The 24102-nt window shown below is 60.7% G+C and carries 24 protein-coding genes; 9 read left to right on the top strand and 15 right to left on the bottom strand.

Annotated features, from left to right (window positions below):
* Positions 1-42: 42 nt before the first annotated feature.
* A complete protein-coding gene (locus FHT73_RS03060; protein WP_183709737.1) occupies positions 43-1257 on the top strand; it encodes an MFS transporter in 1215 nt (404 codons plus the stop codon).
* On the opposite strand, the gene FHT73_RS03055 is transcribed toward FHT73_RS03060, so the two are convergent.
* Entirely contained in the window at positions 1258-2505 is a 1248-nt protein-coding gene (locus tag FHT73_RS03055; RefSeq protein ID WP_183709736.1) for an NAD(P)/FAD-dependent oxidoreductase, read from the bottom strand.
* 9 nt (positions 2506-2514) lie between these two features.
* On the bottom strand, positions 2515-2934 hold the full coding sequence (locus FHT73_RS03050; protein ID WP_112334569.1) for a helix-turn-helix domain-containing protein: 420 nt from the start codon (positions 2932-2934) through the stop codon (positions 2515-2517).
* 138 nt (positions 2935-3072) lie between these two features.
* Between FHT73_RS03050 and FHT73_RS03045 the strand changes: the two genes are divergently transcribed.
* Positions 3073-3960, top strand: coding sequence for an SDR family oxidoreductase (locus tag FHT73_RS03045; protein WP_112605379.1), 888 nt, complete (start codon positions 3073-3075; stop codon positions 3958-3960).
* 249 nt (positions 3961-4209) lie between these two features.
* Here the strand turns inward: FHT73_RS03045 and FHT73_RS03040 are convergent, their stop codons facing one another.
* Entirely contained in the window at positions 4210-4962 is a 753-nt protein-coding gene (locus FHT73_RS03040; RefSeq protein ID WP_112605376.1) for a pyridoxine 5'-phosphate synthase, read from the bottom strand.
* A gap of 187 nt (positions 4963-5149) precedes the next feature.
* The gene (locus tag FHT73_RS03035; protein ID WP_183709734.1) at positions 5150-6277 is read right to left on the bottom strand and encodes an ATP-dependent RecD-like DNA helicase; all 1128 of its coding nucleotides are present in this window, start codon (positions 6275-6277) and stop codon (positions 5150-5152) included.
* 151 nt (positions 6278-6428) lie between these two features.
* Here FHT73_RS03035 and FHT73_RS03030 point away from each other — a divergent pair, with 151 nt between their 5' ends.
* From FHT73_RS03030 to FHT73_RS03020, 3 genes are read left to right on the top strand one after another with little or no spacing between them, the layout of a single operon-like run.
* Positions 6429-6806 carry a hypothetical protein gene (locus FHT73_RS03030; RefSeq protein WP_112605370.1) on the top strand — a complete coding sequence of 126 codons (378 nt, stop codon included), beginning with the start codon at positions 6429-6431 and terminating at the stop codon, positions 6804-6806.
* Complete coding sequence (locus FHT73_RS03025) at positions 6790-7344, top strand: RNA polymerase sigma factor (RefSeq protein ID WP_112605367.1); 555 nt, start codon at positions 6790-6792, stop codon at positions 7342-7344. The genes FHT73_RS03030 and FHT73_RS03025 overlap by 17 nt, the downstream gene beginning before the upstream one ends.
* The gene (locus FHT73_RS03020) at positions 7341-8144 is read left to right on the top strand and encodes an anti-sigma factor (RefSeq protein WP_112605364.1); all 804 of its coding nucleotides are present in this window, start codon (positions 7341-7343) and stop codon (positions 8142-8144) included. Before FHT73_RS03025 ends, FHT73_RS03020 begins: the two co-directional genes overlap by 4 nt.
* Before the next feature lie 224 nt (positions 8145-8368).
* Here the strand turns inward: FHT73_RS03020 and FHT73_RS03015 are convergent, their stop codons facing one another.
* The 4 genes from FHT73_RS03015 to FHT73_RS03000 are packed head-to-tail and all read right to left on the bottom strand — an operon-like array spanning position 8369 to position 10639.
* On the bottom strand, positions 8369-8740 hold the full coding sequence (locus FHT73_RS03015) for a nitrile hydratase accessory protein (protein ID WP_183709732.1): 372 nt from the start codon (positions 8738-8740) through the stop codon (positions 8369-8371).
* Positions 8727-9386: a nitrile hydratase subunit beta gene (nthB, locus tag FHT73_RS03010; RefSeq protein WP_183709730.1), complete on the bottom strand. Its 660-nt coding sequence runs from the start codon at positions 9384-9386 to the stop codon at positions 8727-8729. The genes FHT73_RS03015 and nthB overlap by 14 nt, the downstream gene beginning before the upstream one ends.
* A complete protein-coding gene (gene nthA / locus FHT73_RS03005) occupies positions 9383-10021 on the bottom strand; it encodes a nitrile hydratase subunit alpha (protein ID WP_183709728.1) in 639 nt (212 codons plus the stop codon). Before nthA ends, nthB begins: the two co-directional genes overlap by 4 nt.
* Positions 10022-10045: 24 nt before the next feature.
* Positions 10046-10639 carry a LysE family translocator gene (locus FHT73_RS03000; RefSeq protein WP_112605352.1) on the bottom strand — a complete coding sequence of 198 codons (594 nt, stop codon included), beginning with the start codon at positions 10637-10639 and terminating at the stop codon, positions 10046-10048.
* Positions 10640-10842: 203 nt separating this feature from the next.
* Between FHT73_RS03000 and FHT73_RS02995 the strand changes: the two genes are divergently transcribed.
* Positions 10843-11691, top strand: a complete 849-nt coding sequence (locus FHT73_RS02995; protein ID WP_348648119.1) for an aldo/keto reductase — start codon at positions 10843-10845, stop codon at positions 11689-11691.
* Between the two features lie 2 nt (positions 11692-11693).
* On the opposite strand, the gene FHT73_RS02990 is transcribed toward FHT73_RS02995, so the two are convergent.
* The 3 genes from FHT73_RS02990 to FHT73_RS02980 all read right to left on the bottom strand — a co-directional run bounded on the left by FHT73_RS02990 (position 11694) and on the right by FHT73_RS02980 (position 15356).
* Positions 11694-12701 carry a capsular biosynthesis protein gene (locus FHT73_RS02990; protein WP_183709726.1) on the bottom strand — a complete coding sequence of 336 codons (1008 nt, stop codon included), beginning with the start codon at positions 12699-12701 and terminating at the stop codon, positions 11694-11696.
* A 205-nt stretch (positions 12702-12906) separates the two neighbouring features.
* The gene (gene ilvN, locus FHT73_RS02985) at positions 12907-13479 is read right to left on the bottom strand and encodes an acetolactate synthase small subunit (RefSeq protein WP_112334546.1); all 573 of its coding nucleotides are present in this window, start codon (positions 13477-13479) and stop codon (positions 12907-12909) included.
* Between the two features lie 83 nt (positions 13480-13562).
* Positions 13563-15356: an acetolactate synthase 3 large subunit gene (locus FHT73_RS02980; protein ID WP_132716947.1), complete on the bottom strand. Its 1794-nt coding sequence runs from the start codon at positions 15354-15356 to the stop codon at positions 13563-13565.
* A 327-nt stretch (positions 15357-15683) separates the two neighbouring features.
* Between FHT73_RS02980 and FHT73_RS02975 the strand changes: the two genes are divergently transcribed.
* Positions 15684-17708 (top strand): ATP-binding protein, encoded by a 2025-nt coding sequence (locus FHT73_RS02975; protein WP_112605346.1) that lies wholly within the window; start codon positions 15684-15686, stop codon positions 17706-17708.
* A 7-nt stretch (positions 17709-17715) separates the two neighbouring features.
* On the opposite strand, the gene miaA is transcribed toward FHT73_RS02975, so the two are convergent.
* Positions 17716-18612, bottom strand: coding sequence for a tRNA (adenosine(37)-N6)-dimethylallyltransferase MiaA (gene miaA / locus FHT73_RS02970; RefSeq protein ID WP_183709725.1), 897 nt, complete (start codon positions 18610-18612; stop codon positions 17716-17718).
* Between miaA and serB the strand changes: the two genes are divergently transcribed.
* Positions 18611-19501, top strand: a complete 891-nt coding sequence (gene serB / locus FHT73_RS02965; protein WP_183709723.1) for a phosphoserine phosphatase SerB — start codon at positions 18611-18613, stop codon at positions 19499-19501. The genes miaA and serB overlap by 2 nt on opposite strands.
* Positions 19502-19534: 33 nt before the next feature.
* Positions 19535-20116 carry a GNAT family N-acetyltransferase gene (locus FHT73_RS02960; protein ID WP_183709721.1) on the top strand — a complete coding sequence of 194 codons (582 nt, stop codon included), beginning with the start codon at positions 19535-19537 and terminating at the stop codon, positions 20114-20116.
* A 3-nt stretch (positions 20117-20119) separates the two neighbouring features.
* Here FHT73_RS02960 and FHT73_RS02955 read toward each other — a convergent pair whose 3' ends face one another.
* The 3 genes from FHT73_RS02955 to hflK form a co-directional block, all read right to left on the bottom strand.
* Positions 20120-21826 (bottom strand): Do family serine endopeptidase, encoded by a 1707-nt coding sequence (locus tag FHT73_RS02955; protein ID WP_183709719.1) that lies wholly within the window; start codon positions 21824-21826, stop codon positions 20120-20122.
* A 192-nt stretch (positions 21827-22018) separates the two neighbouring features.
* On the bottom strand, positions 22019-22957 hold the full coding sequence (locus FHT73_RS02950; RefSeq protein WP_112334540.1) for a protease modulator HflC: 939 nt from the start codon (positions 22955-22957) through the stop codon (positions 22019-22021).
* Positions 22957-24081, bottom strand: a complete 1125-nt coding sequence (hflK, locus tag FHT73_RS02945) for an FtsH protease activity modulator HflK (protein ID WP_183709717.1) — start codon at positions 24079-24081, stop codon at positions 22957-22959. Before hflK ends, FHT73_RS02950 begins: the two co-directional genes overlap by 1 nt.
* Positions 24082-24102 lie beyond the last annotated feature (21 nt).

Here is a 24102-nt window from a genome sequence, read left to right as displayed (position 1 = left end):
AATTTCGGGGAACGTAACCCCCGCTCCTATTGAGGACGAGACATGCCCGCAACTGCCGCTGCCAGACGGGAGAGCACGCCGCTCCCGGAAAAAACCATTTCGCCGCTGCTGACATTCATGTTCGCCGCCGCCTGCGGGCTGGTGGCCGCCAATCTCTACTATGGCCAGCCGCTTGCCGGCCCCATCAGCCAGTCACTCGGCTTCAGCCCGGCGGCGACCGGCCTCATCGTCACGCTGACCCAGATCGGCTACGGCCTCGGCCTCCTGCTGATCGTCCCGCTCGGCGATCTTCTCGAGAACCGGAAACTAGTCCTGACGCTGGTGGCGCTTGCCGCCGTCGCGCTTGTCGGCGCGGCCTTCGCATGGTCGCCGTCGCTGTTCCTGCTCGCCTCGCTCTGCATAGGCCTTGCATCCGTTGCTGTGCAGGTCCTTGTTCCCTTTGCCGCTCATATGGCGCCTGACGCCAGCCGCGGCGCTGTCGTCGGCAATGTCATGAGCGGCCTGCTCGTCGGCATCATGCTCGCCCGCCCGGCTGCGAGCTTCCTGTCCGAGCTTCTCTCCTGGCACGCGGTCTACATCATCTCAGCCGGCGTCATGATCGGGCTGATCGTCATCCTGCGCCTCGTTCTACCGACTCGCGTGCCCCATACGAAACTGCATTATGGGCAGCTGCTGTCCTCCATGGGCCACCTCGCGCTCCGCACGCCGGTCCTGCAGCGGCGTGCGCTCTATCAGGCCTGCATGTTCGGCGCCTTCAGCCTCTTCTGGACGACGACGCCGCTGCTGTTGGCAAGCCCTGCCTTCGGCCTGACGCAGAATGGCATCGCCCTCTTCGCACTTGCCGGAGCCGCAGGCGCCGTCGCCTCGCCGATTGCCGGACGCGTCGCTGATCGCGGCTGGACGAAGCTTGCGACAGCCTTCGCCCTGGTGCTCGCCATTATCGCCTTCCTGATCGGCCATTTTTCCGGCAGCGGTTCATTGCTGGCGCTGATCACGCTCACGCTGTCAGGCATCATGCTCGACTTTGGCGTCCAGACGAATCTGGTACTCGGTCAACGCGCCATCTTTGCGCTCAGCGCCGAGCATCGCAGCCGTCTCAACGGCCTCTATATGGCGACCTTCTTCGCTGGCGGCGCCCTCGGCTCGGCGCTTGGCGGCTGGGCCTATGCCACCGGCGGCTGGAACATGGCCTCCTGGATCGGCGTCGCCTTCCCGGTTATCGCGCTGCTTGCCTATCTGACCGAGCGCAAGAACTGATCAAGACGGCTGCGGCACCGCCAGCCGCAGCCAGTCACATTCCCGCAAGCCTGCGCCATGAAACGGATCGACCAGGGTGCCGGAGACAATGCCGGCCAGGATCTGCGGTGCCGGCGGTACTTTGGCGATGGTTGCGACCAGTCGGTCGCGGATCCAGGCCAGTGCCGCAGAGTCCGATTGGTAGAAGGGCGTGAAGGCCGCTGAGAGCAGCTGAAACAACCGCACATGCATTCGCCGTGCCTTGGCATAGGCAGCAAGAGCGGCATCGATCGTTTCATGTCCCGCCAAAGCGTGCGCGAACGCGGCCACATCGAGCAACGCCATGTTGGCGCCCTGCCCGAGCTGCGGACTGGTGGAATGGGCCGCATCGCCGACGAAAACAGTCCGCCCGCTATAGGGCGTCATCACCGTGCGATGGGCATAACGCGCCAGCGTCAACTGGTCCCAGTCTGTAATCTGCTCCAGCAAAGGCTCGCATTCAGGCCAGTAGCCGCGGATTGTCTGCTTCCAGCGCTCAAGCCCACGCCTGCGCACCTCGTCGGCGTCCGCCACCTTCAAGCTCCAAAACAAAGCGGCCTGCTTCGGCAAATCCGGCCTTCTGCTGCCGATCGGCAATACACCGATCATCACGCTCGCCTTGTCATAGCGTTGCGTCAGCGCTGCCTGATCCACCAGCCCATCCGGACAATCGAGCGTCGCCCAAAAGGCGCCGTAGACGAGGTTGCGTACACGCGGCGCAACGGGCGATGCCGTCACCAGTTCCGAGCGCGCGCCGCTGGCGTCGATGACGAGATCATAAGGTCCGAGGCGCTCGCCACCTTCGACAGAGAGATAGCTTTCACCGCCCTCCTCCGCCACACCGATAGCACGCTGGCCGGTATGGATCGGATGTTGCCGCGCCGAGACTTCGTCGTAAAGCGTATCGAACAGGGCCGCACGATGAACGCCAAGCCCATAGCGCCCGCCCGCCAACGCATTGTAGCGCACATCGAGGACGATGCGGCCGCGGGTGGTTTCCGTGCCGAACAATCGATCGATGCGGTTGCCGGCGGCGTGGATGGCGGGACCAAGCCCGAGCGATTCCAGCACGGTCAATCCAGTCGGCTGCAGCATTAGCGCCGAGCCGACGGGAGCCGGGCTATCGAACCGTTCGATGATATCGGTCGTATGGCCGGCGCGAGTGAGAAAGAGAGAGGCGGCAAGACCGGCAGGCCCGGCGCCGACGATAGCGATCTTCAAGGGCTTCACTGTGACGGCTCAGTCCGGCGATTGATCGAAACGGGCTCTTGCGGCCTTGACGGCCTCATGATTGGCCTCCGCCCAATTCAGAAGCAGCGCCAGTGGCTCGTAAAGCGAATGGCCGAGAGCCGTCATGCGATATTCGACGCTTGGCGGCTTGGTGGGAAAGACCTCGCGATCGACATAGCCGTCGCGCTGGAGGTCGCGCAGCGTTTGTGTTAGCATGCGTTGGGAGATATCGGGCACAAGACGGCGCAACTCGCCGAAACGGTATGGCCGTTTGGCCAGTGTTTCCAGCAACAGCACTGACCATTTTCCGCCGATCTGCGAGATCAGATCCCGCACCGGACAGTTGCTGAAATCGAGATTGCTGAGATCGACGTCGCGTAACGGCGGATTTATGCTGTCACGCAGATTGACGACGGCGCTAGCTGCCATGCCGGTTCCCTTTTGGTAACTTGGAGCCGAAAAACTGCCTCCTTTACACTGCGAAGTCAATTCCTATTCTAGTGCTAGTCTCTTTTTGAGAGCAACAAGGCCTCTGCGAATGTGCGGCGGTCGAACAAGGGAAAACACATGAGCAGCACTCTTCTCGTCACCGGCGCCGCCGGCAAGCTTGGCCAGCGCGTCATCCATCACCTTCTCGAGACATACAAGGTCGCACCCGGCCGCATCATTGCGGCCACGCGCAGCCCGGAGAAGCTTGCCGACCTGACCGCCAAGGGCGTCGTCACCCGCAAGGCCGATTTCGACCACTCCGACGCCCTGCCGGCCGCTTTCGCCGGCGTCGACCGGCTGCTGATGATCAGCACCGATGCGCTCGCCGTGCCCGGCCTGCGCCTGAAGCAGCACGCGGCTGCCGTCGAAGCCGCGAAGAAGGCTGGCGTCAAGCATGTTCTCTATACCTCTATGCCTGCCCCGGAAGGTTCGCTCGTCAGCTTCGCGCCCGACCACCTCGGCACGGAAAACGCCATCAAGGCAAGCGGCATCGGCTATACGATCCTGCGCGACGCCTGGTACTTCGATAACTATCTGATGGGCCTGCCGCACAGCCTCGAAGTCGGCAAATGGTACACGGCAACCGGTGGCGGCCGCGTAAGCAATATCAGCCGCGAAGATTGCGCGCTCGCCATCGCCGCTGCCCTGGCTTCTGACGCAACGGGCAGCGCCACCTACACGCTGACGGGCTCGACCGCCGTCACCATCGACGACGTCGCAAGCGTCGTCAGCAAGATCACCGGTCGTCCTCTCGAAGTCGTTCAGGTCAATGACGAACAGCTTGCCGCCGGCCTTACCGGCGCCGGCCTGCCGCCCTTCGTGGTCGACATGCTCGTCTCCGCCGACGCCAACACCCGCGCCGGCAAATTCGACATCCTGACGAACGACTTCAACAAGCTGACCGGCAAGGAGCCGCAGACGCTGCGCAGCTTCTTCGAGGAACACAAGACCGCATTGGCTGGCTGAGTTTTGGAAGGGGTCAGGTGAGGCTTCGTTTGCCGCACCCTTGTACAAGGCCCCTCACCCCAACCCTCTCCCCGCTTGCTGGGAGAGGGAGCTTTCATGCCTCACGCACGAACTCCAATCGAATGAGATAAGTACCGTTTGCGCGCTGTCATCCCTTCTCCCCGCACGCGGGGAGAAGGCTAAGATGAGGGGTCAGGCACTATGGCGCATTAAAGACGCCCTCGCCCGACCAGCCCAAGCCTATTCCTATCAAACCACCTGACCGCAAGCCCGGCGGAAGCGACGCACCGTTTCGGCCATGCCGTACTCCAGCGCATCCGCCGTCAGCCCATGACCGATCGAGGTCTCCGCGAGCTTCGGAATACGCTTGAGCAGCGCCGGCAGGTTGGCGACCGTCAGGTCATGACCGGCATTGACGTCGAGACCATTGGCGAAGGCGGCGTCGGCGGTCTTGCCGAGCGCTTCGAGAATGACGGCAGCCTTTTGCGGATCATCGTAGCAGCCGCCATAGGGGCCGGTGTAAAGTTCGATGCGGTCAGCACCGACCTCCTTGGCAATCTTCACCGCCTCAGCATCGCCATCACCATCGGCAAACAGAGAGACGCGGCAGCCGATCGTCTTGTACTTGGCGACGACATCGACCAGCAGATCGCGATTCTTGCGGAAATCCCAGCCGTGATCCGATGTCGCCTGCGAGGGATCGTCAGGCACCAGCGTCACCTGCTCGGGCTCGGCCGAAGCACAGAGATCGAAGAATTCGTCGCTCGGATAACCCTCGATATTGAACTCCGCCTCCGGAAACTCGTCATCGATCAGCGCGCGGATGTCTGGCAGATCGGAAAAGCGAACATGCCGCTGATCGGGACGTGGATGAACCGTCAATCCGCTCGCACCGGCCGCCAGCGCGATACGGCCCAAACCCGTAACGCTCGGCCAGGGAAGATCACGCCGGTTGCGCAGCATCGCGATGGCGTTGAGGTTCACGGAAAGCTTGGCGGGCATGATCGAAATCCCTGATTTTCAAAGCGGATGATAGCAGCCGTTTTATGCCATTATGGTCAACAAAACCAACGAGATTCCGACATCGTTCCATGCAAAACTTTGATGGGCACGGCAAAGCAGCATCACCACGCGGTGACGCATCGGCAGCAATGTCCTTCTGCAGATTTTTATGACCGCAAATGCCGTCCTATCGGACGATGGTCAGCGTCTCGGCGGCACGGGTGATGGCCGTATAGAGCCAGCGCTCGCGCGTATCGCGGAACGCCCAGCTCTCGTCGAACAGCACCACATTGTTCCACTGTGAACCCTGGGCCTTATGCACCGTCAGCGCATAGCCGTAATCGAATTCGTCGTAGCGCTTGCGGGTCGACCACGGAATCTCGCCCTCGACATCCTCGAAGGCCTGTTTCAGCAGCTTGATCTTCGCCGCGCCGCGATCCATGTCGTCGTCTTCCGGCCGCACCAGCAGGTTGATGCCCGGCTTCGTCGTTTCCCTGGAAGAGGTCATGACCTGCCAGAGTGAACCGTTGAGCAGCCCCTTGGCGGGATCGTTTCGCAGACAGACCAGCTTGTCGCCGGATTGCGGATACTCCGCGGTAAACCCTTTTAGCTCGCGCAGACGTTGATTATAGCGCCGCCGCGTCCGGTTGGTGCCGACGAGGACCTGATCGGCCTCCATCACCAGCGGCTGCGTGACCTCGTTCTTCGAGATCACCTGCGCGGTGCCATAGTCGCCGTGCATGATTTCCTTGCCCTCACGCACCTGCATGGCGAGCTGGATGATCGGATTGTCGCGCGCCTGACGATGAATATCCGTCAGCAGATAATCCGGTTCTTCGTTCGTGAAGAACCCGCCGCCGGAAACGGGCGGCAGCTGTCCGGGATCGCCAAGCACGAGAATGGGCGTGCCGAAACTCATCAGATCCTTGCCGAGCGCTTCGTCCACCATCGAGCATTCGTCGACAATGATCAGCGCAGCCTTGGCGACCGGGCTCTGGCGGTTGATGGTGAACATCGGGGCGATCGATGTCTTGCCCGTCTCCTCGTCCTCTACGGCCTCTTCACCGCGCGGCCGGTAGATCAAGGAATGGATGGTCTTGGCATTGGAGGCGCCGCGCGAGCGTAGCACCTGCGCCGCCTTGCCGGTAAAGGCAGCAAACAGCACGTCGCCATCCACATGCTCGGCGAAATGCCGCGCAAGCGTCGTCTTGCCCGTGCCGGCATAGCCGAACAGACGAAACAACGGCGAGCGCCCCTCTTTCAGCCAGTTTGCGACGGCCTTGAGCGCTTCATCTTGTTGCGGCGCGAATTGCATGGTTCGACTTGGCAGGATTCGGCTAATGGAAGCAAGCGGTAAAAATACCCGGCGAGCTGGGAATAAAATCCCGAGCAGGCGTGTCTCATGTCCGGCAACGCCAAATGCGAGGCCTGGACGACCATCGTTCACCCACCCGAGGAGAGACATCATGAAGACCCTGAGTTTCCTGGCCGCGCTTGCTGCGGCATCGGCCTTTGCCACCGCCGCCTTCGCCGCGCCTGTCAAGACGGTCGACAGCGCCAAGGGCAAGGTGCTGGCCGGCGAAAACGGTATGACGCTCTATACGTTCAAGAACGACAAGTCGGGCGAATCCAATTGCAACGGCGATTGCGCAAAGGCCTGGCCGCCGCTCATGGCCGATGGCAAAGCCAAAGCAGAGGGTGCATATTCGATCATTACCCGCAAGGACGGGATGAAACAGTGGGCAAAGGACGGCATGCCGCTCTATTTCTTCGTCAAGGACGCAAAGTCCGGTGATGTCGCCGGTGACGGCTTCAAGGGCGTCTGGGATGTCGCACGGCCCTGACCGGACCAGAAACGGCGCGGCGGGCCCCTCCGCCGCGCTCGATAGTTTCGAGGCGGAGGTGCTGGCGCTCCTCCCCTCGCTGCGACGCTATTCGCGCAGCCTCGCCCAGTCGGATGCCGATGGCGAGGACCTGCTTCAGGATTGTGTCGAGAAGGTTCTGACCCGCCGCGGCCAATGGCGCGGACTGAACCTGCGCAGCTGGATCTTCACCATCATGACCAATCTTTACCGCAACGAGCGGCGCCAGCAGGGCGGCCGCAGCTTCGTCGATATCGATGACAACAGCCACCTGCCGGCTGACGAAACGGACAACGATCCGCTACAGCGATCGCGCCTCGAAACGGCGTTGTACAGCCTCGGCGAAGACTATCGCGCGGTGCTGATGCTCGTCGTCGTCGAGGGCTACAGCTATCAGGATGTCGCCGACATGCTCGATATCCCGATCGGCACAGTCATGTCGCGCCTGTCACGCGCCCGCCAGAAGATGACCAGCCTGCTGAATGCAGAAAATGTTGTCACGCTTCGGAGACCAAAATGAACGAACACAAACCGACCGTGACCGAAGCGGATCTTCACGCCTTTGCCGATGGCCTTCTGCCGCCGGAAAAACAGGCGGAACTGGATGCATGGCTGGCCGAAAATCCTGAAGAGGCTGCTTCCGTGGCTGCATGGCAGGCCCAGAACCATGACATCCGGGCCATGTTCTCCCCTTATGCGGTATCGAGAGATGGCGACACAGACCTCATTTTGAAAAGCAGAACCTCATCGGCCGCACAGGCGTTTGCCCCGCAACGAAGCCCCAAGCTGAGGATGCTTGCCGCCTCATTAGCGCTCTTCATCGCCGGTGCTGCAGCCGGCCACTTCGGCCCTGATCTTTTTGCCAGACCCGAATTGCAGCTGACATCAATCGAAGCTCTGCCGCAGCAAGCACACTCGGCCTTCGTCGTCTATGCCAGCGATGTCCGCCATCCCGTCGAAGTCGGAGCGGATCAGGAGACACATCTTGCCACTTGGCTCGGGAAGCGCATGAATGTCGCTAGCCTCAAGGTGCCGAGCCTGCAGAAACTGGGCTTCCAGCTCGTCGGTGGCCGGCTGCTGCCGATCAACGGTACGCCCGGAGCGCTATTCATGTACGAAAATGCCAGCGGCCAGCGTCTGACCGTGCTGGTGGGGCGCAATAGCGGCAACACGACGACCAGCTTCCGCATCGCCAGCGACAAAGCCGTCGAGACCTTCTACTGGATCGACGGCGATCTCGGCTATGCCGTGACAGGCGAAATCTCGCGCGACATGCTGCGGCAGGTGGCGGACGAGTGCTACAAGCAGTTCTCTTCCTGACGCCGGCGGGACACTCGCATAGGACATTTAGATACGGGCCGGCCACGCGCCCTCGTGGTTCGAGACGGCCCCTTGGCCCTCCTCACCATAAGGGCTAGTCTTTTGCGCAGGCCGATCAGGTGAGCTTTCATGGAATTCGACACTCGCTCCATCCTTATCCTAAGGTGCGGAGGTCGCAGATCGAAGCCTCGAACGGCAGGGATGGTCCCAGGCAAGCCCGCCTTCTAACGTCGAGGATCATTCTCCAGCGCGATCGGCTTTCCATGCGGCGTGGCCTCCGCCGCACGTTGCCAGCTTTGCTGCAAAGCCAGGATCGCATCGGCATCCGCGATACCCTTCGACGCGAGCAAGCCAGACAGCGCCACCACCCAGCAATCGAAATAGTCGCTGCCGTCGACCGCGCGGCCCGGCTTGTGCAGCTCGCCAGACAGGCGCTCCGCCCATTCGCTCCAGGAAAACAGGCCTGTCTCGTGCAGATGCACGGTCATGGCGAAAGCCTCTGCCGCCCAGGGTTCCGGAAAGACCGGCTCACCATCGGCAGACTTTGGCAATCCAGGCGATTGCGCCAGAGGCGATGGAACCTCACACACGCTCAAGATAGCTCTCCCAGGCATCGATCGAGACGGTCAACGAGGGATCAGCGCCCTCACCCCAGATCTCCGCACCGTCGAAGACCACCGTATACACCCATTGCGGATTTTCGCCCCGGCCATGGGCATTGTCGTCGGGAAAGACGAAAGAACCCTGCACGGCCTCAACGACACCGATTTTGGCGCGGGCGTAGCGCGGCAATCTGGTGTGGCCAGTCGGATTGAAATTCTTGGTGCGGACGTGATCGCCGACGGCAAAGAGCGGTACAGTATCGACCGGCCGGTCGCAAGGACCGCCCTTGGCCAGCACACCGTCGACCATATCCGCCTTCAAAATCCGCTTCGGCACTCTGCCCTGTTCGAGCGAACGACCGGTGCGCAACTCCTCCGCCGTGGCAAAACCATGCCGCTCCAGCAGCATATCGACTGCGCGGGTCCAGATCTCGTAATAGCTGGCACCCAGATAGTCGGCCGGCGGAATGTTTTCGCGCGCATGCCGGCTCTCGTCGATCGGCCAGGCCCCAAACGCACCGCAGGAGAGCGTGATGCCGAGCGCGCGCTTTTCCCATTCGGCGTGGAAATAAGGCTCGTTCGGCTCCGGCGCGACCGGGCCGAAACCCATTTGGCCGCCAAGATCGTGCGGCCCGTTCATAGCCCTGCCTCCGGCATTCCGACGACCGCCGTGCCGATCATCGCGTCGCGGCTGACGAGATCCGCCAGCGCCGCCTCACCCATGCCTTCGGAACCGGCCGGCCGCTCGGGGATTACCAGATAGCGAAGTTCCGCCGTCGAATCCCAGACGCGGATCTTCGTTTCCTGTGGTAGCGTCAAGCCGAATTCGGCAAGCACGCCGCGCGGGTCGATCACCGCACGCGAACGATAGGCCGGCGCCTTATACCAGACCGGCGGAAGCCCGAGCACCGCCCAGGGATAGCAGGAGCACAGCGTACAGACGATCAGATTATGCGTTTCCGGGGTATTGAAGACAGCGCGCATATGCTCGCCCTGGCGGCCGATAAAGCCGAGGCTTGCGATCGCCGCTGTCGCGTCACGCCGCAGCCAGTCGGCGAAATCGGGATCGCTCCAGGCTTTCGCCACCACCTGCGCGCCATTGCGCGGCCCGACCTTTGTCTCATATGTCTCCACGATGCGGTCGATCGCAACCGGATCGATCAACCCCTTTTCCGTCAGCAGCGTTTCCAGCGCCTTCACCCGCGCCTGCATATCCGAATAGTGGTTGTCGTGGTGATGATGACCATCGTCATCATGCGAGTGGTCGTGGGACATAGCCGTCTCCCTGTCTCTTTGCGCCTACTTTAACATCGGCCAGAGACTGAGCACCAGCAGAACGGCCATGGTTATGTTGAACCATTTCAGCCGGACGGGATCGGAGAGCCAATCGCGCAGGACGGAGCCGAAGCCGGCCCAGGTCGATACGCTCGGGACGTTCACAGCGGCAAACGCGAGCCCGACGAGAAGGACAGTGAAGAGATAGAGCTGCTCATTTGTGTAAGTGGCCATGGCGGTGACAGCCATCACCCACGCCTTGGGATTGACCCATTGGAAAGCAGCAGCGCTGATGAAACTCATCGGCTTTGCATCGCTTTCTGCCTCGCTCAGGCTGCGCGAGGTGCCGATCTTCCAGGCAATCCAGACGAGGTAGGCCCCGCCGGCGAATTTAAGCGCGGTATAGAGCACCGGCACCGTGTGCAGAAGCGCACCCAATCCCAACCCCACGGCAATCAGCAGCACAAAAAAGCCGACGCCGATGCCGAGCATGTGTGGAATGGTGCGCCGGAAACCGAAGTTCACACCGGAGGTAAACAACATCATGTTGTTCGGTCCGGGCGTGATTGAGGTCGTGAATGCAAAAAGTAGAAGAGCCAGAAATGTATCCAGCGCCATGATGCCTCCTAGGATACCGTATCGTGACAAGGCGGCATCCAAAATTCTTCTTCACGCGCGCAAAAATACGAGGGCGCATGATCGTGCGACATTAGTTCGCCGGCCATACGAAAGCCATAGGATGATTGTCACCGTGACACGACGCATGTCGATTGAAATCCGGCCGAATGCTTCTATCCTTCGATTTTCTGCAGTGAGGAATGATCATGCGCGAGCCCATCCCAACCGTCACCCTTCCCTCGGGCATCCAGGTTCCGGCACTTGGCCAGGGCACCTGGAATATGGGCGAGAATAGCGCAAGCGCCAGGGATGAGATCGCCAGCCTCAAGACCGGCCTCGATCTGGGCATGACGCTGATCGATACGGCTGAGATGTACGCAGACGGCGGCTCGGAAGAGATCGTCGGCAAGGCGATCGAAGGCCGTCGCGACGAGGTTTTTCTTGTCAGCAAGGTCTATCCCGCCAATGCCAGCCGCAAAGGCGCGGTCGAAGCCTGCGAACGCAGCCTGAAGCGCCTGAATACCGATCGCCTTGATCTCTATCTGCTGCATTGGCGCGGCAACTACCCGCTTGAAGAGACGGTGGAAGCTTTCGAAGGCCTGAAAGCCGCCGGCAAGATCGAGGCCTGGGGCGTTTCGAATTTCGATGTCGACGATATGGACGAGCTGCTTTCCGTGCCGAACGGCGGCAATGTCGCCGCCAATCAGGTGCTCTACAATCTCTCCCGACGCGGCATCGAATACGACCTCTTGCCCTGGTGCCAGGAGCGCAGCATTCCGATCATGGCTTATTCACCGATCGAGCAAGGCCGCCTGCTCCATCATCCCGAGCTGATTCGCGTCGCCAAGACCTATCAGGCGACCCCGGCCCAGATCGCGCTTGCCTTTCTGCTGGAGCGCGACGGCGTCATATCGATCCCGAAATCCTCGAACGCACAGCGCATCGAGGAAAATCGAGACTCTGTCGATATCGATATTACAGATGAGGATTGGGCCGTGCTCGATGCCGCCTTCCCGCCGCCGTCGCGAAAGAAGTCCCTGGACATGCTGTAGGTTCAGGCGGCCGCCTTCTGCTGCGCGACGATCAGCTCGATCGCCCGGAAGACGTCGATTTCGCGCCAGTCAGCCGGATCGCGATAGGTCGGATAGAGCGAAAAGGCGGCGGCGGCGATCTGATCGACCGTCCGCCGCTTCGTCCGGCGTCCGGCGAGCGCTGCCTTGGTGTAAACGCCGAAATGATCCTCGGTCACGCCCCAGCCGGCATAGAAGGGCGCGGCATAGCAGCGAACCGGAATGCCGCGCAGAAGCGCATCGAAGCCAAACTGGCTGGAAACCGTCCAGACCTCGTCCACGACGTCAAGGATCGACGCCACGGATACCTCGTCATCGACTAGGATTGCATCACCTTTCGAGGCGTCACGCGTGAGATACCCCTTGCGAAGGCCGGCCATGACATCCGGATGGGTGCGGATCAGGCATTGCGCATCGGTTGCCAGCGCATCGGCGAGCATCTTCTCAAAGGAGACTTTTGAGCCGAGCGCACGACCGACAGAAACGTCGCCAACGACCTGATCAACCAGCAGAATGCGCCGCTTGGCCGTCTGCTCGATGTGAGGCGATCGATGAGGAAGATGATTATATTTCGAGAGCTTGTTAAGAACGATCTGCTCGCGAATTGCGCGGCCGAGCTCTCCCACCTCCCCGGCACCTTCTATCAGCCGCTCAAGCCGCGACGGGCTGTTTGCGTCGACGGGCAGACCAAGATCGTCGATAACGATGGATAGCGGAATAGCGCCGGACTTGCCGAGCCCCATCGACCGCAGAAAGCCGTCCTCCAGATGCCAGTGACGCAATCCGCGAAACCGCGCAATCCTGGCGGCCACCTTGGCCGGCGCACGGCCACCCCAGGATACGACACCGCCTATTCCAGGAGAAGCGATCGAAGCCAGCTTCTGCGAGCCGAAATAATGTCCGAGCCAGGGAAAGTCACTTCGTACGAAAGGCGCGGCGCCGAGGCGCATACCAGCGGGCGGATGCCATGGCTTTTCGCCGATATCAGCCATTGTTACCGCGTTTCCCCTTCTCCCCTTGGGGAGAAGGTGCCGTCAGGCGGATGAGGGGGTGTCTGCCAGGAGCACGAAAATTCGTGAATTCAAATCGGAAAGCGCCCCTCATCCAGCCCTTCGGGCCACCTTCTCCCCAAGGGGAGAAGGAATTTGCAGCCCCGATTTGCCTCATATGCGATGCCCCCCTCAACGCCGCAGGCCCTTACATCCCTTGCGAACCGCGATTCATTGCAGCAATGCCGGTGCGGCAGACTTCGATGAGACCGAGCGGCTTGATGATGGCGATGAACTGATCGATCTTCGAGGACTTGCCGGTGATCTCGAGAATGAAGTGCTCGATGGTCGCATCCACCACCTTGGCGTGGAATGCGTCGGCGAGCCGCAGCGTTTCGGCGCGCATTTCGCCGCTTCCGGTCACCTTCAGCAGCGCCACTTCGCGCTCGATCGGCCGTTCCTGGCCGAGTTCGCGGGCGCGTACCGTCAGATCGACGACGCGGTGAACGGGAACGATGCGCTCGAGCTGCGCCTTGATCTGCTCCAGCACCTGCGGCGTGCCGCGCGTGACGACGGTGATGCGCGACAGATGCGCCTGATGCTCCGTCTCCGAAACCGTGAGGCTTTCGATGTTGTAACCGCGGCCGGAGAAGAGGCCGATGACGCGGGCAAGAACGCCGGGCTCGTTGTCGACAAGCACCGAAAGCGTGTGGCTCTCGGCCGCCGCGGTTTCGGGCGAAATGAAGTAGGCGGAGCCCGTGGGTTGAAGGTGTGCGTTCATGATCCTTGTTCCGTTTCCTCGGTTCTTGTTCGGTATGCCAGCGAGATCGGCCGGGCGCAGCTTGTGCCGCACCCGACTATCGATCAAACCAGCTGGCGACCCTTGGCATCGATCGCGTTGGCGACAGCCTCATCGGTCGCCTCGTCCGGGAGCAGCATCTCATTATGTGCCTTGCCCGAGGGGATCATCGGGAAGCAGTTGGCGAGATTGGCGACACGGCAATCGAAGATGACCGGCTTGTTGACGTCGATCATTTCCTGGATGGCCGCATCGAGGTCACCCGGCTTCTCGCAGCGCAGGCCGACGGCGCCATAGGCTTCCGCAAGCTTGACAAAATCGGGCATCGCTTCCGTGTAGGAGTTCGACAGGCGATTGCCGTGCAGCAGCTGCTGCCACTGGCGAACCATGCCCATGTACTGGTTGTTCAGGATGAAGATCTTGATCGGCGCATTGTGCTGGATCGCAGCCGACATTTCCTGAATGCACATCTGGATCGAGGCATCGCCGGCAATGTCGATAACCAGGCTCTCCGGATGAGCGATCTGAACGCCGAGCGCAGCCGGCAGGCCGTAGCCCATGGTTCCGAGACCGCCCGAGGTCATCCAGCGGTTCGGCTGTTCGAAGCCGTAGAACTGCGCCGCCCACATCTGGTGTTGACCGACTTCAGTCGTGATGTAGGTATCGCGATGCTTGGTCAGCTCATAAAGGCGCTGGATCGCATATTGCGGCATGATGACGTCGTCACTCGGCTTGTAGGCGAACGAGTTGCGCGCGCGCCAGCGCGCAACATCGGCCCACCAGTCGCCGAGGCGGTCGGCGGCAGGCTTCTGCGGCAGGGCACGCCACAGACGAACCATATCTTCCAGAACATTGCCGACATCACCGAGAATGCCGATATCGACGTGTACGTTCTTGTTGATCGACGACGGATCGATATCGATATGGATCTTCTTCGAATTCGGCGAGAAAGCATTCAGGCGGCCGGTAATGCGGTCGTCGAAGCGCGCACCGATGCAGACCATGACGTCGCAATCATGCATCGCCATATTGGCTTCGTAGGAACCGTGCATGCCGAGCATACCGAGCCAGCTCTTGCCCGATGCCGGGTAGGCGCCGAGGCCCATCAGCGTCGATGTGATCGGGAAATTTGTCAGCTCGACCAGCTCGCGCAGCAGCTTGGAAGCTTCTGGACCGGAGTTGACGACGCCGCCGCCGGAATAGATGACCGGACGACGGGCATTCTTCATCAGCTCGATCGCCTGGTGAATCTTGTTGAGATCGCCCTGGATTTTCGGCTGATAACTTTTCTGGACATCATGGGCTTCCGGCGGCGTATAGGTGCCGGTCGCAAACTGGATGTCCTTCGGAATGTCGACAACAACGGGACCGGGACGGCCTGACTGCGCAATGCGAAAGGCTTCGTGGATGACGGCAGCCAGTTCGTTGACATCCTTGACCAGCCAGTTGTGCTTGGTGCAGGGACGCGTGATCCCGACCGTATCGCATTCCTGGAACGCATCTGAGCCGATCAGCGTGGTGGGAACCTGACCACTGAGGCAGACGAGCGGAATCGAATCCATCAAGGCGTCCTGCAGCGGCGTGACCGCATTGGTCGCACCGGGACCGGAGGTGACCAGCATGACGCCGACCTTGCCGGTGGAGCGGGCATAGCCTTCGGCCGCATGGCCGGCGCCCTGCTCATGGCGGACGAGAATGTGCTTGATGTCGTCCTGCTGGAAGATCTCGTCATAGATCGGAAGCACAGCGCCGCCCGGATAACCGAAGATGTGTTCGACGCCGTTGTCCTTGAGCGCCTGCAACACGATCTCCGCGCCTGTCATTCGATTGCCGCTCGCCTGATTATCTGTGCCGGTCATACGTTTGTTCCGCTGTCTGCTGGAGTTTTGGAAAGATGAAATCTCGATTTCGGGCATAAAAAAAGGCCCCTTCGGGAGCCTGTCATCTAGCGCATGGGTGGCTATCGCCGGATGGTTACACCATCCTGCCCATGCGCCTTCCCACCACGATAAGAACGATCGAGTTTTTCATGGGCCGAAGTGATAGACAGAAAATTTCGAAGCGTCAACGCGTGAAGCAATAAAAAATCGCGGCGGCATCATAACCCCATAAAAAGAGCGGATGGCAGACAGGGTTTTATTAAGCCCACGTCTCTATGCTCCGACATCTAAAATTGGGGTAATTGTTTGCTGAATAACGATCTGCAGACATCAGGCAGCGCGGGAGATCTTGATCGCCGCGACAAGTTGAAACCGGGAAATCGCTTTCTCGGTCGCGTCGTCGCGTGCAACGGTTCCAGAGCGACGATCGCCGCTGTGGCCGAGGCCGGCGGCACGGACCTGACCGAACTCTGGTCGGTCGGCCGACTGATTTCCATCAGCGTCGGGAAGAACCGCGTCGCAGCCCTCGTCTATTCGATGAATACGCAGAGCGTCGGTTGGGGCGAAGGGCAGGACAATCTCTTTCGCATCGAGGTGGAATTGCTTGGCGAAGTCCGCGTCGGACCGGATGGGCGCGAGGAGTTTTCGAGCGGCATTACCGCCTATCCCTATCTCGGGGCCATCGCGCATCGCATCCGTGCCGCCGATCTCATGCGCATCTTCGATGCCGGCAAGGGCAGTAGCTGCGTCATCGGCAAGCTGACGCAAGACGAAAGCATAGACGCCGCCATCCACATTCCCACGATGCTGGCGAAACATTTCGCGGTCGTGGGATCGACCGGTGTCGGCAAATCCACCGCCGTATCGCTGCTGTTGCACAAGGCAATCACAGCCGATCCGAAATTGCGCGTGCTGATCCTCGATCCGCATAATGAATTCGCTGCCGCCTTTCCAAGGCACGCTGTCGTCATCGACACTGACACGCTTGATCTGCCCTTCTGGCTGATGCGTCTCGACGAATTTAGCGAAGTCATCTTCCGTGGCCGGCCGGCGGTGCCTGAGGAACTCGATGCTCTGCGCGATCTCATTCCCGAAGCGCGCCGTGCCTTCCGAGGCAGCGATTCAGCTCTGATGCGCCGCCAGACGGAAAAGTCTTCGGTAACGGCGGACACCCCAGTCCCCTATCGCATGGCCGATCTGCTGGCATTGATAGACGAACGCATCGGTCGCCTTGAAGGCCGTCAGGAAAAGCCGCACCTGCGCTCCCTGAAGATGCGCATCATCTCGGCGATCAACGATCCCCGCTATCATTTCATGTTCTCCAACAATACGATCACCGACACGATCATGGAGACCATTGCCAAGATCTTCCGCATTCCAGGCGACGGCAAGCCGATCTGCACCTTCCAGCTCGCCGGCATCCCTTCGGAAGTCATCAATTCCGTTGCCTCCGTCCTTTGCCGCATGGCCTTCGAACTGGCTCTCTGGAGCGATGGCGCAATCCATATGCTCGTCGTCTGCGAGGAAGCTCACCGCTATATTCCTGCCGATCCGAGCCTTGGCTTCTTCCCGACGCGCCAGGCGATCGCCCGCATTGCCAAGGAGGGACGCAAATACGGCGTATCGCTCGGCATCATCACGCAGCGGCCGGGCGAACTGGATCAGACGATCCTGTCGCAGTGCTCGACGCTGTTTGCCATGCGCCTTGCCAATGATCGCGACCAGGAAATCATCCGCTCAGCCATCCCGAACTCCTCGATATCGACAACCAGCTTCCTGTCATCGATCGGCAACGGCGAAGCTATCGCCTTCGGCGAGGCTATCGCAGTGCCGATGCGCATGCGCTTTTCCCAGGTCGATCGACATTTGCTGCCGAAAGCGAGCGGCAGCGTCGCGAAAACCAGCGAGGACTCGCCGGACACTGTCGATTTGCGTACGATTGTCGGCCGCATGCGCTCGATTTCAGGCCCCGATATCAGTCCTCTGCAGCAAAGCTACAATGCTATGCCCGTGACGGATATCAAGGATGATTTCGACGAAGTGCCAGTCGAGCAGCCAATCCGGCCCCACGTGGAACCGAACCCGCCGCCGATCGAACCCTATCGTCCAGACATGCTGCCTCGTACCGCCGCACCGCAGCCGGCAGCGGCTTCACAAACGTCGATTGACAGCAAGCTTGCGGAATTGCGCCGCGAATTCCGCAGCGACGAAGGAGACACGCGCTCGGTACCGCCGAGAGAGCCCGCTCCATCCCTGCGGCGCGAACCCGGCTTGTCCTTGCGGGACAGCATTCTGAGAAAGCCGCTCAGCAGTCTTTACGACAAGGACTGATACCGGACTACGGGCTCAAGCGCTCCCAACTCCCGTCCATCTGATTACGGAACCAGGTCATCTGCCGTTTGGCATATTGCCGTGTCGCCGCGGATCCGGTTTCGATGACCTCGGCACGCGTCATCTCCCCCTTCAGCATCGCAGCGATCTGCGCGACCCCGATCGCCTTCATGACGGGCATTTCCGAGGGAAGATCCAGTGCCAGCAGAGCCCGCACCTCGTCTTCCGCTCCCATCGCCAGCATCGTCTCGAAACGACTGTTGATGCGCTCATGCAGGATAGCGCGCTCAGGCAGAACCACGATCTTTCGCGCACGGTCGGGATTAATGATCATTGGTCCGTTCTTACCCTGAAAAGCGGCGATGGACCGGCCCGTCGCTTCAATCACTTCCAGGGCGCGAACGATACGCTGTCCGTCCTGCGGGCTCAGCGTTTTTGCGACGGCGGCGTCGCGCTCCGCAAGCTCACGATGCAGAGTTTCCGCCCCTTCCGCCAGCAGCCGGCCACGGAGCCGATCGCGGATATCGGACGGAATCTCCGGCATATCGGACAGTCCGCCCGTCAGCGCCTTGAAATAAAGACCCGTCCCCCCGACAAAGACAGGCATTCTGCCCGCGCCGCGCAAGCGCTCGACCAAGGCGCCTGTCTCGCGCAGCCAGGCGCCGGTCGAATAGGCCTGGCTCGCCGGGACGTGGCCATAAAGATAGTGCGGAATGCCTTCCATATCTGCTTCATCCGGCCGCGCGGTCAGCACGCGCAGGGTGTCATAGACCTGCATGCTGTCGGCATTGATGACGACGCCATCATGCGAACGGGCCAATTCCACCGCCAGTGCGGACTTGCCGCTGGCGGTCGGCCCGGTTATCAGGATCGCGTCGATATTGCTCATAGGGTTTCTACTCATGGCCTTCGTTGCCACGCTTATTGCCAATCCGTCAAACCCCGTTCTCGTTCCGGCCATCGCAGAACAGGCGGCTGATGCTGTCAAAGCGTCCGGGCTCTATTGGCTTGCCGACGGCATTGCCTGTGATATCGCGCTGCGCGACGACACCGATATCGAGGCAGCGGAAGCCAATATCCTGGCGGTGATCGGCAGCGCGCCGATCGATCTGGTGATCCAGGAAGCCGAAACCCGTCGCAAGAAATTGCTGATCGCCGACATGGATTCCACGATGATCGGCCAGGAATGCATCGACGAGCTCGCCGCCGAAGTCGGCCTCAAGGAGAAGGTTGCTGATATCACCGCCCGCGCCATGAATGGGGAGATTGCCTTCGAGCCGGCCCTGCGCGAACGCGTCGCTCTGCTGAAAGGATTGCCGCTCTCCGTTGTCGACGATGTCATCGCCAAGCGCATCACGCTGACGCCAGGTGGCCCTGAGCTCATCGCCACCATGAAAGCGAAGGGCTACTACACCGCCCTCGTTTCCGGCGGCTTCACTGTCTTCACCATACGGATCGGCGCCACCCTCGGCTTCAACGAGAACCGGGCAAATGTCTTGCTGGAAGAAAACGGCATCCTGACCGGCCTTGTCGAGGAACCCATCCTCGGCAAGCAGGCCAAGGTGGATGCGCTGAATGAAATCGCCGAGAGGCTCGGCATTTCTGTTGATGACGCGCTGGCCGTCGGCGACGGCGCCAACGACCTTGGCATGTTGCAGCTTGCCGGTTCCGGCGTCGCGCTCCATGCCAAGCCCACCGTTTCGGCACAGGCCAGAATGCGCATCGACCACGGTGACCTGACTGCCCTGCTCTATATCCAAGGCTACCGCAAGACGGACTTCGTCAAACCATAGAGCAGTCCAAATCGCTGAAGTCAGGGGCCGCAGATGATCATCACCGAAACCGAACGCCTCATCATCCGCAATTGGCGCGAGACGGATCGCGATCTGGCCTACGAGATCAATTCCGACGAGGCCGTCATGGAGTTCTTTCCGTTTCGCCGCAATCGCGCGGAAGCGGACGCCTTCTTCGCTCGCGTCCAGTCCATGATCGCGGAAACCGGGCTCGGCCTCTATGTGCTGGAACTTAAGGAAAGCGGTGAGGCAATCGGCTATTGCGGGCTGATGCGGACGGATCACCTTGAGCCATTCGTCCCAGTCGGAACGATCGAGATCGGCTGGCGGCTGGTGGCGCGGCACTGGCGCAAGGGGCTGGTCAGCGAGGCGGCGCGGGCATTGCTAGCCTATGGCTTCGGAAAGCTCGGCCTCAGTCAAATTGTTTCCTTCGCCGTGCACAACAATGTCAGATCGACCGCCGTAATGGAGCGGATCGGCATGCATCGCGTCGAGGGCGGCGACTTCGATCACCCCAATGTTCCCGACACTCATCCGCACCTAAAGCGCCACGTCCTCTATCGTCTGAGCGTCGCCGAATGGCAGGTGCAACAGATGGAGCAAGCCGGGAGCTGACTTCTACTCAAGCGCGACGGCGATGAAACGCAAGTCACCGTTCGGAGATGCGATCATCATCTGCGCATTGCGGCGGCCTTCCCGCTTCAGCGAAGCCACTTTCTCAGAGGCAGCACTCGGAGTCTGGACGAATTCCTGCGCAACCTCAACGACGACATCGCCCGGCTTCAGCCCCTTTTCCGCCGCCGCCGAGCCTGGTGCCACTTCGGTGATGACAACGCCATCGACACTGTCCGCAATGCCGAAGCTCTTGCGGTTTTCGGCTGTTAGCGTCGAGAGCTTCATTCCGAGAATGCTCGAAGTTGCCTGGACCGGCGGCTGGGCCTGCGGCGATTGCTGCGGATCGCCTCCCTGATCCTGCCCATCCATGCCGTCGTCACCCTCGTCTCCTTGGTCGGGATTGATGACACCATCGCCATTGCCCTTATCGTCGGGCGCGAGCTGCGGCTTCTTGTTCTTGTCGGCGCTTGCGGCTGCCGCCTGATCGCTGTCCTCCAGCCGGCCGAGCGTCACCTTGACGGTCTGCTGCTTGCCATCGCGGTAGATGACAACGTCGACTTCCTTGCCGACGGTGCTTTCGGCAACGACGCGCGGCAAGTCGCGCATCTCTTCCACATCCTTGCCGTCAAATTTGAGGATGACATCGCCCGCCTTGATCGAGCCGTTATCGACGGGGCCGCCCTTGATGACACCGGCCACGAGCGCGCCCTTGGCTTCGGATAGGCCGAGGCTATTAGCGACATCGTCCGTGACCGGCTGAATGCGCACACCGAGCCAGCCGCGACGCGTCTCGCCGAAGTCACGGAGCTGATTGACGACGCCTTCCGCGAGTTCGGACGGCACTGCAAAGCCGATACCGATCGACCCACCGCTCGGGGAGATGATGGCCGTGTTGATGCCGATCACCTCACCCTTCATGTTGAAGAGCGGACCGCCGGAATTGCCCTTGTTGATCGCCGCATCGGTCTGGATGAAATTGTCGTAGGGGCCGGCATTGATGTTACGGCCGCGCGCCGAGACGATGCCGATGGTCACCGAGCCGCCGAGGCCGAATGGGTTGCCGATCGCCATCACCCAGTCGCCGATTCGCATCTTCGAGGAATCGCCGAATTTGACGGACGTCAGCGGATGCTTGGGCTCGACCTTGAGAACCGAAAGATCGGTCTTCGTATCCGTTCCGATCAGCTTGGCCTTCAGCTTCGTGCCGTTCGGGAAGATCGCCTCGATATCGTCGGCTCCTTCAATGACGTGATTGTTGGTGACGATATAGCCTGCTGGATCGATGACGAATCCGGAGCCGAGCGAGCTCACCTTGCGGTTGCTGTCGTCGTCTTTCTTGTTGTTGAAGAAATCCTTGAATTCATCCTGGTAGGGCGAATTGTCCGGCACCTTCGGGGTCGCCGGCCCATTCCCCTCATCCTTGACCTTCTGCGATGTGGAAATATTGACGACCGCGTCGAGTAGGCCGGAAGCGAGATCCGCAACCGATGCCGGCCCTGCATTCATCACTGGATTCGTAGTGATCGTGGGAGATGCGGCCGGCGGCTGATTGTTCGACGTTGCTGGCGGCTGGGCGCCCGCGGCCGCACCGCTGTTCTGCGTCTGCGCATAAGCCTGTTCGGTAACGCCCGCGACGGGACCGGCAATCAGTGCAATGCTTGCGAGCAAGGCAAACGAACGGCTGAAAGGCAGGCGATTGGTCGAAGCCATCAGGCATCCTCATAAAGAAAGGGAAAACTTGTATAAGCATCAACATAAGGCGGAATGATGAAGCGTGAAATCACCTTTTTGCGAAATCCTCGGACCTCCGTCCCGCCGATGTGGAGATGGCGAAGGTGATGCAATCTGCCTTAAAGAAAAGGGCCGCCAAAAGGCAGCCCTTTCATTTCTTGCGCCGGCAGCTTAGTTCGCGGGCGCCGTCGGATTGGCAAGCGCCGGCGCCCCGGAATTGGGCGCGGCACCTGCCGGACTGTCGAAGAACTTGAAAAAGTCCGACTGGTTCGGCGGCAAGACAAGCGTCTTGCCACCCGAGCCAAGCGCCTTGTTATAGGCAGCCATCGAGCGATAGAACTCGTAGAAGTTCGGATCGCGCTTGGAGGCATCCGCGAAGATGCCGTTGCGTTCGGCTTCGCCTTCACCACGCAGCACTTCCGAATCCTTCTGCGCATCGGCAACGATCTCGACGACCTGACGGTCCGCGACCGCCCGGCGGCGCTGACCTTCTTCGTTACCGCGCGCGCGGATCAGCTCGGCTTCCGCCAGACGCTCGGCCTTCATGCGGTCGTAAGTGTTCTGCGACACTTCCTGAGACAGGTCCGTGCGGCGGATGCGGACGTCCTCAATGTTGAGGCCGAGTGTTTCCGCATCGCGATGGAGATCGTTGCGCACATCCGTCATCATCGCGGCACGCTCGTTGGAAAGCGCCGCCTCGAAGCCGCGTAGACCATAGACGCGACGCAGAGCAGCGTCGAGGCGCGTCCTGAGACGCGATTCAGCCGCATCGCGATCGCCGGAGACGGTCTCGCGGAACTTGCGCGCATCCATGATCTTGTAGACGACGAAGGCATCGACTTCGTAGAACTTGCCGCCCGAGACCTGGACGCGGATATTGTCCAGATCGAAGCGAAGTTCCTGCAGCTGCACATACTGGACGCGATCGGCATCCATGAAGGCAAAAGGCAGCTTGAAGTAGATGCCCGGCTCCGTCTTCACGGCACGAATCTGGCCGAAGCGCAGGACAATCGCCTGTTCACGGGCATTGACCACGAAAACCGACGAATAAATAAGCAGCAGTACTACCGCGAGCGCGATAAGAATGGCTGGCAAACGGCTGGATGTCATTATTTGGCCTCCGGCTGAGTTGCAGCAGCGGGCTTGCCCGCCTGGGTCGTGGACTGCTTGCTGACTTCATTCAGCGGCAGATAAGGCACGACGCCCTGCTTGTCGTCGATGATGATGCTGTTGGAATTGCCGATGACGGACTCCATGGTTTCCAGGAACAGGCGCTTGCGCGTGACCTCGGGCGCCTTGACGTATTCGTCGTAGATCGAGATGAAGCGCTGCGCCTCACCCTGAGCTTCCTTCACGATACGATCCTTGTAGGCAGCCGCTTCTTCGCGGATCTGAGCCGCGCGGCCGCGGGCCTGACCGAGCTTCTGGTTGGCGTATTGATTGGCCTCTTCCACTTGCTGGTCTTCGTTCTGCTCCGCACGCTGTACTTCTTCGAATGCGTCGGCCACTTCGCGCGGCGGCGAGACATCCTCGATCGGGACGGCATTGATGGAGATACCGGAGCCGTAGCGATCCATCGTATCCTGGATGATACTTCTGACCTCGGTTGCGATTTCCTGACGCTTGTCGCGATAGATGTCCTGAGCCGGGCGGCGACCAACGACCTCACGCATGGCACTTTCCGCAACCTGCTGCAAAGTCTCGTCGGGGGTCTCGAGATTGAACAGATAGGATTGCGGGTTGGTCACGGTATAGAGGATAGAGAACTGCACGTTGACGATGTTCTGATCGCCCGTCAGCATCAGGCCAGCATTCGAACCGGCCGAGGAACGGCCGCCGATATTGCGCTGCTGCTCTGTGACCTTCACGAATTCGATGCGGTCCATCGGCCAGATATGGAAATGCAGGCCAGGCATCGAGACTTCTTCACGCGGCTTGCCGAAGCGCAGCTCAACGCCGCGCTCGTCCGGCTGCACGGTATAGATGCACTGGATCAGCCAGAAAACGGCAATCACTGCAATGATGATGAGAACGACGCCTGCATTGAAGCCACCGGGCACGAAACCTTTCAATCGGTCCTGACCGCGGCGAATGATATCCTCCAAGTCCGGAGGCCCACCATTGCCGCTGCCCCGCGGCCGGTTCGGTCCCTGTCCCCAAGGTCCCTGATTATTTCCGCCGCCACCGCCGCCCCATGGGCCACCGCCGCCGCCATTCTGATTGCTCCAAGGCATCAAAACCTCTTTGTTTGTTGA

The organism is Rhizobium sp. BK098 (assembly GCF_014193155.1).
Lineage (GTDB): Bacteria > Pseudomonadota > Alphaproteobacteria > Rhizobiales > Rhizobiaceae > Rhizobium.
Note: the sequence above shows the minus strand (reverse complement) of the source record. Positions and strands in the feature narration are given on the sequence as shown.

What these genes read in the sequence shown, in the direction of transcription:
- FHT73_RS03025 (WP_112605367.1), top strand. Translation starts at nt 6,790, where the DNA reads ATGTCGCACGGCCCTGACCGGACCAGAAACGGCGCGGCGGGCCCCTCC.
- FHT73_RS02950 (WP_112334540.1), bottom strand. Translation starts at nt 22,957, where the DNA reads ATGACATCCAGCCGTTTGCCAGCCATTCTTATCGCGCTCGCGGTAGTA.
- nthA (WP_183709728.1), bottom strand. Translation starts at nt 10,021, where the DNA reads ATGTCCCACGACCACTCGCATGATGACGATGGTCATCATCACCACGAC.
- FHT73_RS03040 (WP_112605376.1), bottom strand. Translation starts at nt 4,962, where the DNA reads ATGCCCGCCAAGCTTTCCGTGAACCTCAACGCCATCGCGATGCTGCGC.
- ilvN (WP_112334546.1), bottom strand. Translation starts at nt 13,479, where the DNA reads ATGAACGCACACCTTCAACCCACGGGCTCCGCCTACTTCATTTCGCCC.
- FHT73_RS03045 (WP_112605379.1), top strand. Translation starts at nt 3,073, where the DNA reads ATGAGCAGCACTCTTCTCGTCACCGGCGCCGCCGGCAAGCTTGGCCAG.
- FHT73_RS03030 (WP_112605370.1), top strand. Translation starts at nt 6,429, where the DNA reads ATGAAGACCCTGAGTTTCCTGGCCGCGCTTGCTGCGGCATCGGCCTTT.
- FHT73_RS02980 (WP_132716947.1), bottom strand. Translation starts at nt 15,356, where the DNA reads ATGACCGGCACAGATAATCAGGCGAGCGGCAATCGAATGACAGGCGCG.
- FHT73_RS03035 (WP_183709734.1), bottom strand. Translation starts at nt 6,277, where the DNA reads ATGCAATTCGCGCCGCAACAAGATGAAGCGCTCAAGGCCGTCGCAAAC.
- FHT73_RS03050 (WP_112334569.1), bottom strand. Translation starts at nt 2,934, where the DNA reads ATGGCAGCTAGCGCCGTCGTCAATCTGCGTGACAGCATAAATCCGCCG.
- miaA (WP_183709725.1), bottom strand. Translation starts at nt 18,612, where the DNA reads ATGAGTAGAAACCCTATGAGCAATATCGACGCGATCCTGATAACCGGG.
- FHT73_RS02990 (WP_183709726.1), bottom strand. Translation starts at nt 12,701, where the DNA reads ATGGCTGATATCGGCGAAAAGCCATGGCATCCGCCCGCTGGTATGCGC.
- FHT73_RS03020 (WP_112605364.1), top strand. Translation starts at nt 7,341, where the DNA reads ATGAACGAACACAAACCGACCGTGACCGAAGCGGATCTTCACGCCTTT.
- serB (WP_183709723.1), top strand. Translation starts at nt 18,611, where the DNA reads ATGGCCTTCGTTGCCACGCTTATTGCCAATCCGTCAAACCCCGTTCTC.
- FHT73_RS02955 (WP_183709719.1), bottom strand. Translation starts at nt 21,826, where the DNA reads ATGGCTTCGACCAATCGCCTGCCTTTCAGCCGTTCGTTTGCCTTGCTC.
- nthB (WP_183709730.1), bottom strand. Translation starts at nt 9,386, where the DNA reads ATGAACGGGCCGCACGATCTTGGCGGCCAAATGGGTTTCGGCCCGGTC.
- FHT73_RS03000 (WP_112605352.1), bottom strand. Translation starts at nt 10,639, where the DNA reads ATGGCGCTGGATACATTTCTGGCTCTTCTACTTTTTGCATTCACGACC.
- FHT73_RS03060 (WP_183709737.1), top strand. Translation starts at nt 43, where the DNA reads ATGCCCGCAACTGCCGCTGCCAGACGGGAGAGCACGCCGCTCCCGGAA.
- hflK (WP_183709717.1), bottom strand. Translation starts at nt 24,081, where the DNA reads ATGCCTTGGAGCAATCAGAATGGCGGCGGCGGTGGCCCATGGGGCGGC.
- FHT73_RS02960 (WP_183709721.1), top strand. Translation starts at nt 19,535, where the DNA reads ATGATCATCACCGAAACCGAACGCCTCATCATCCGCAATTGGCGCGAG.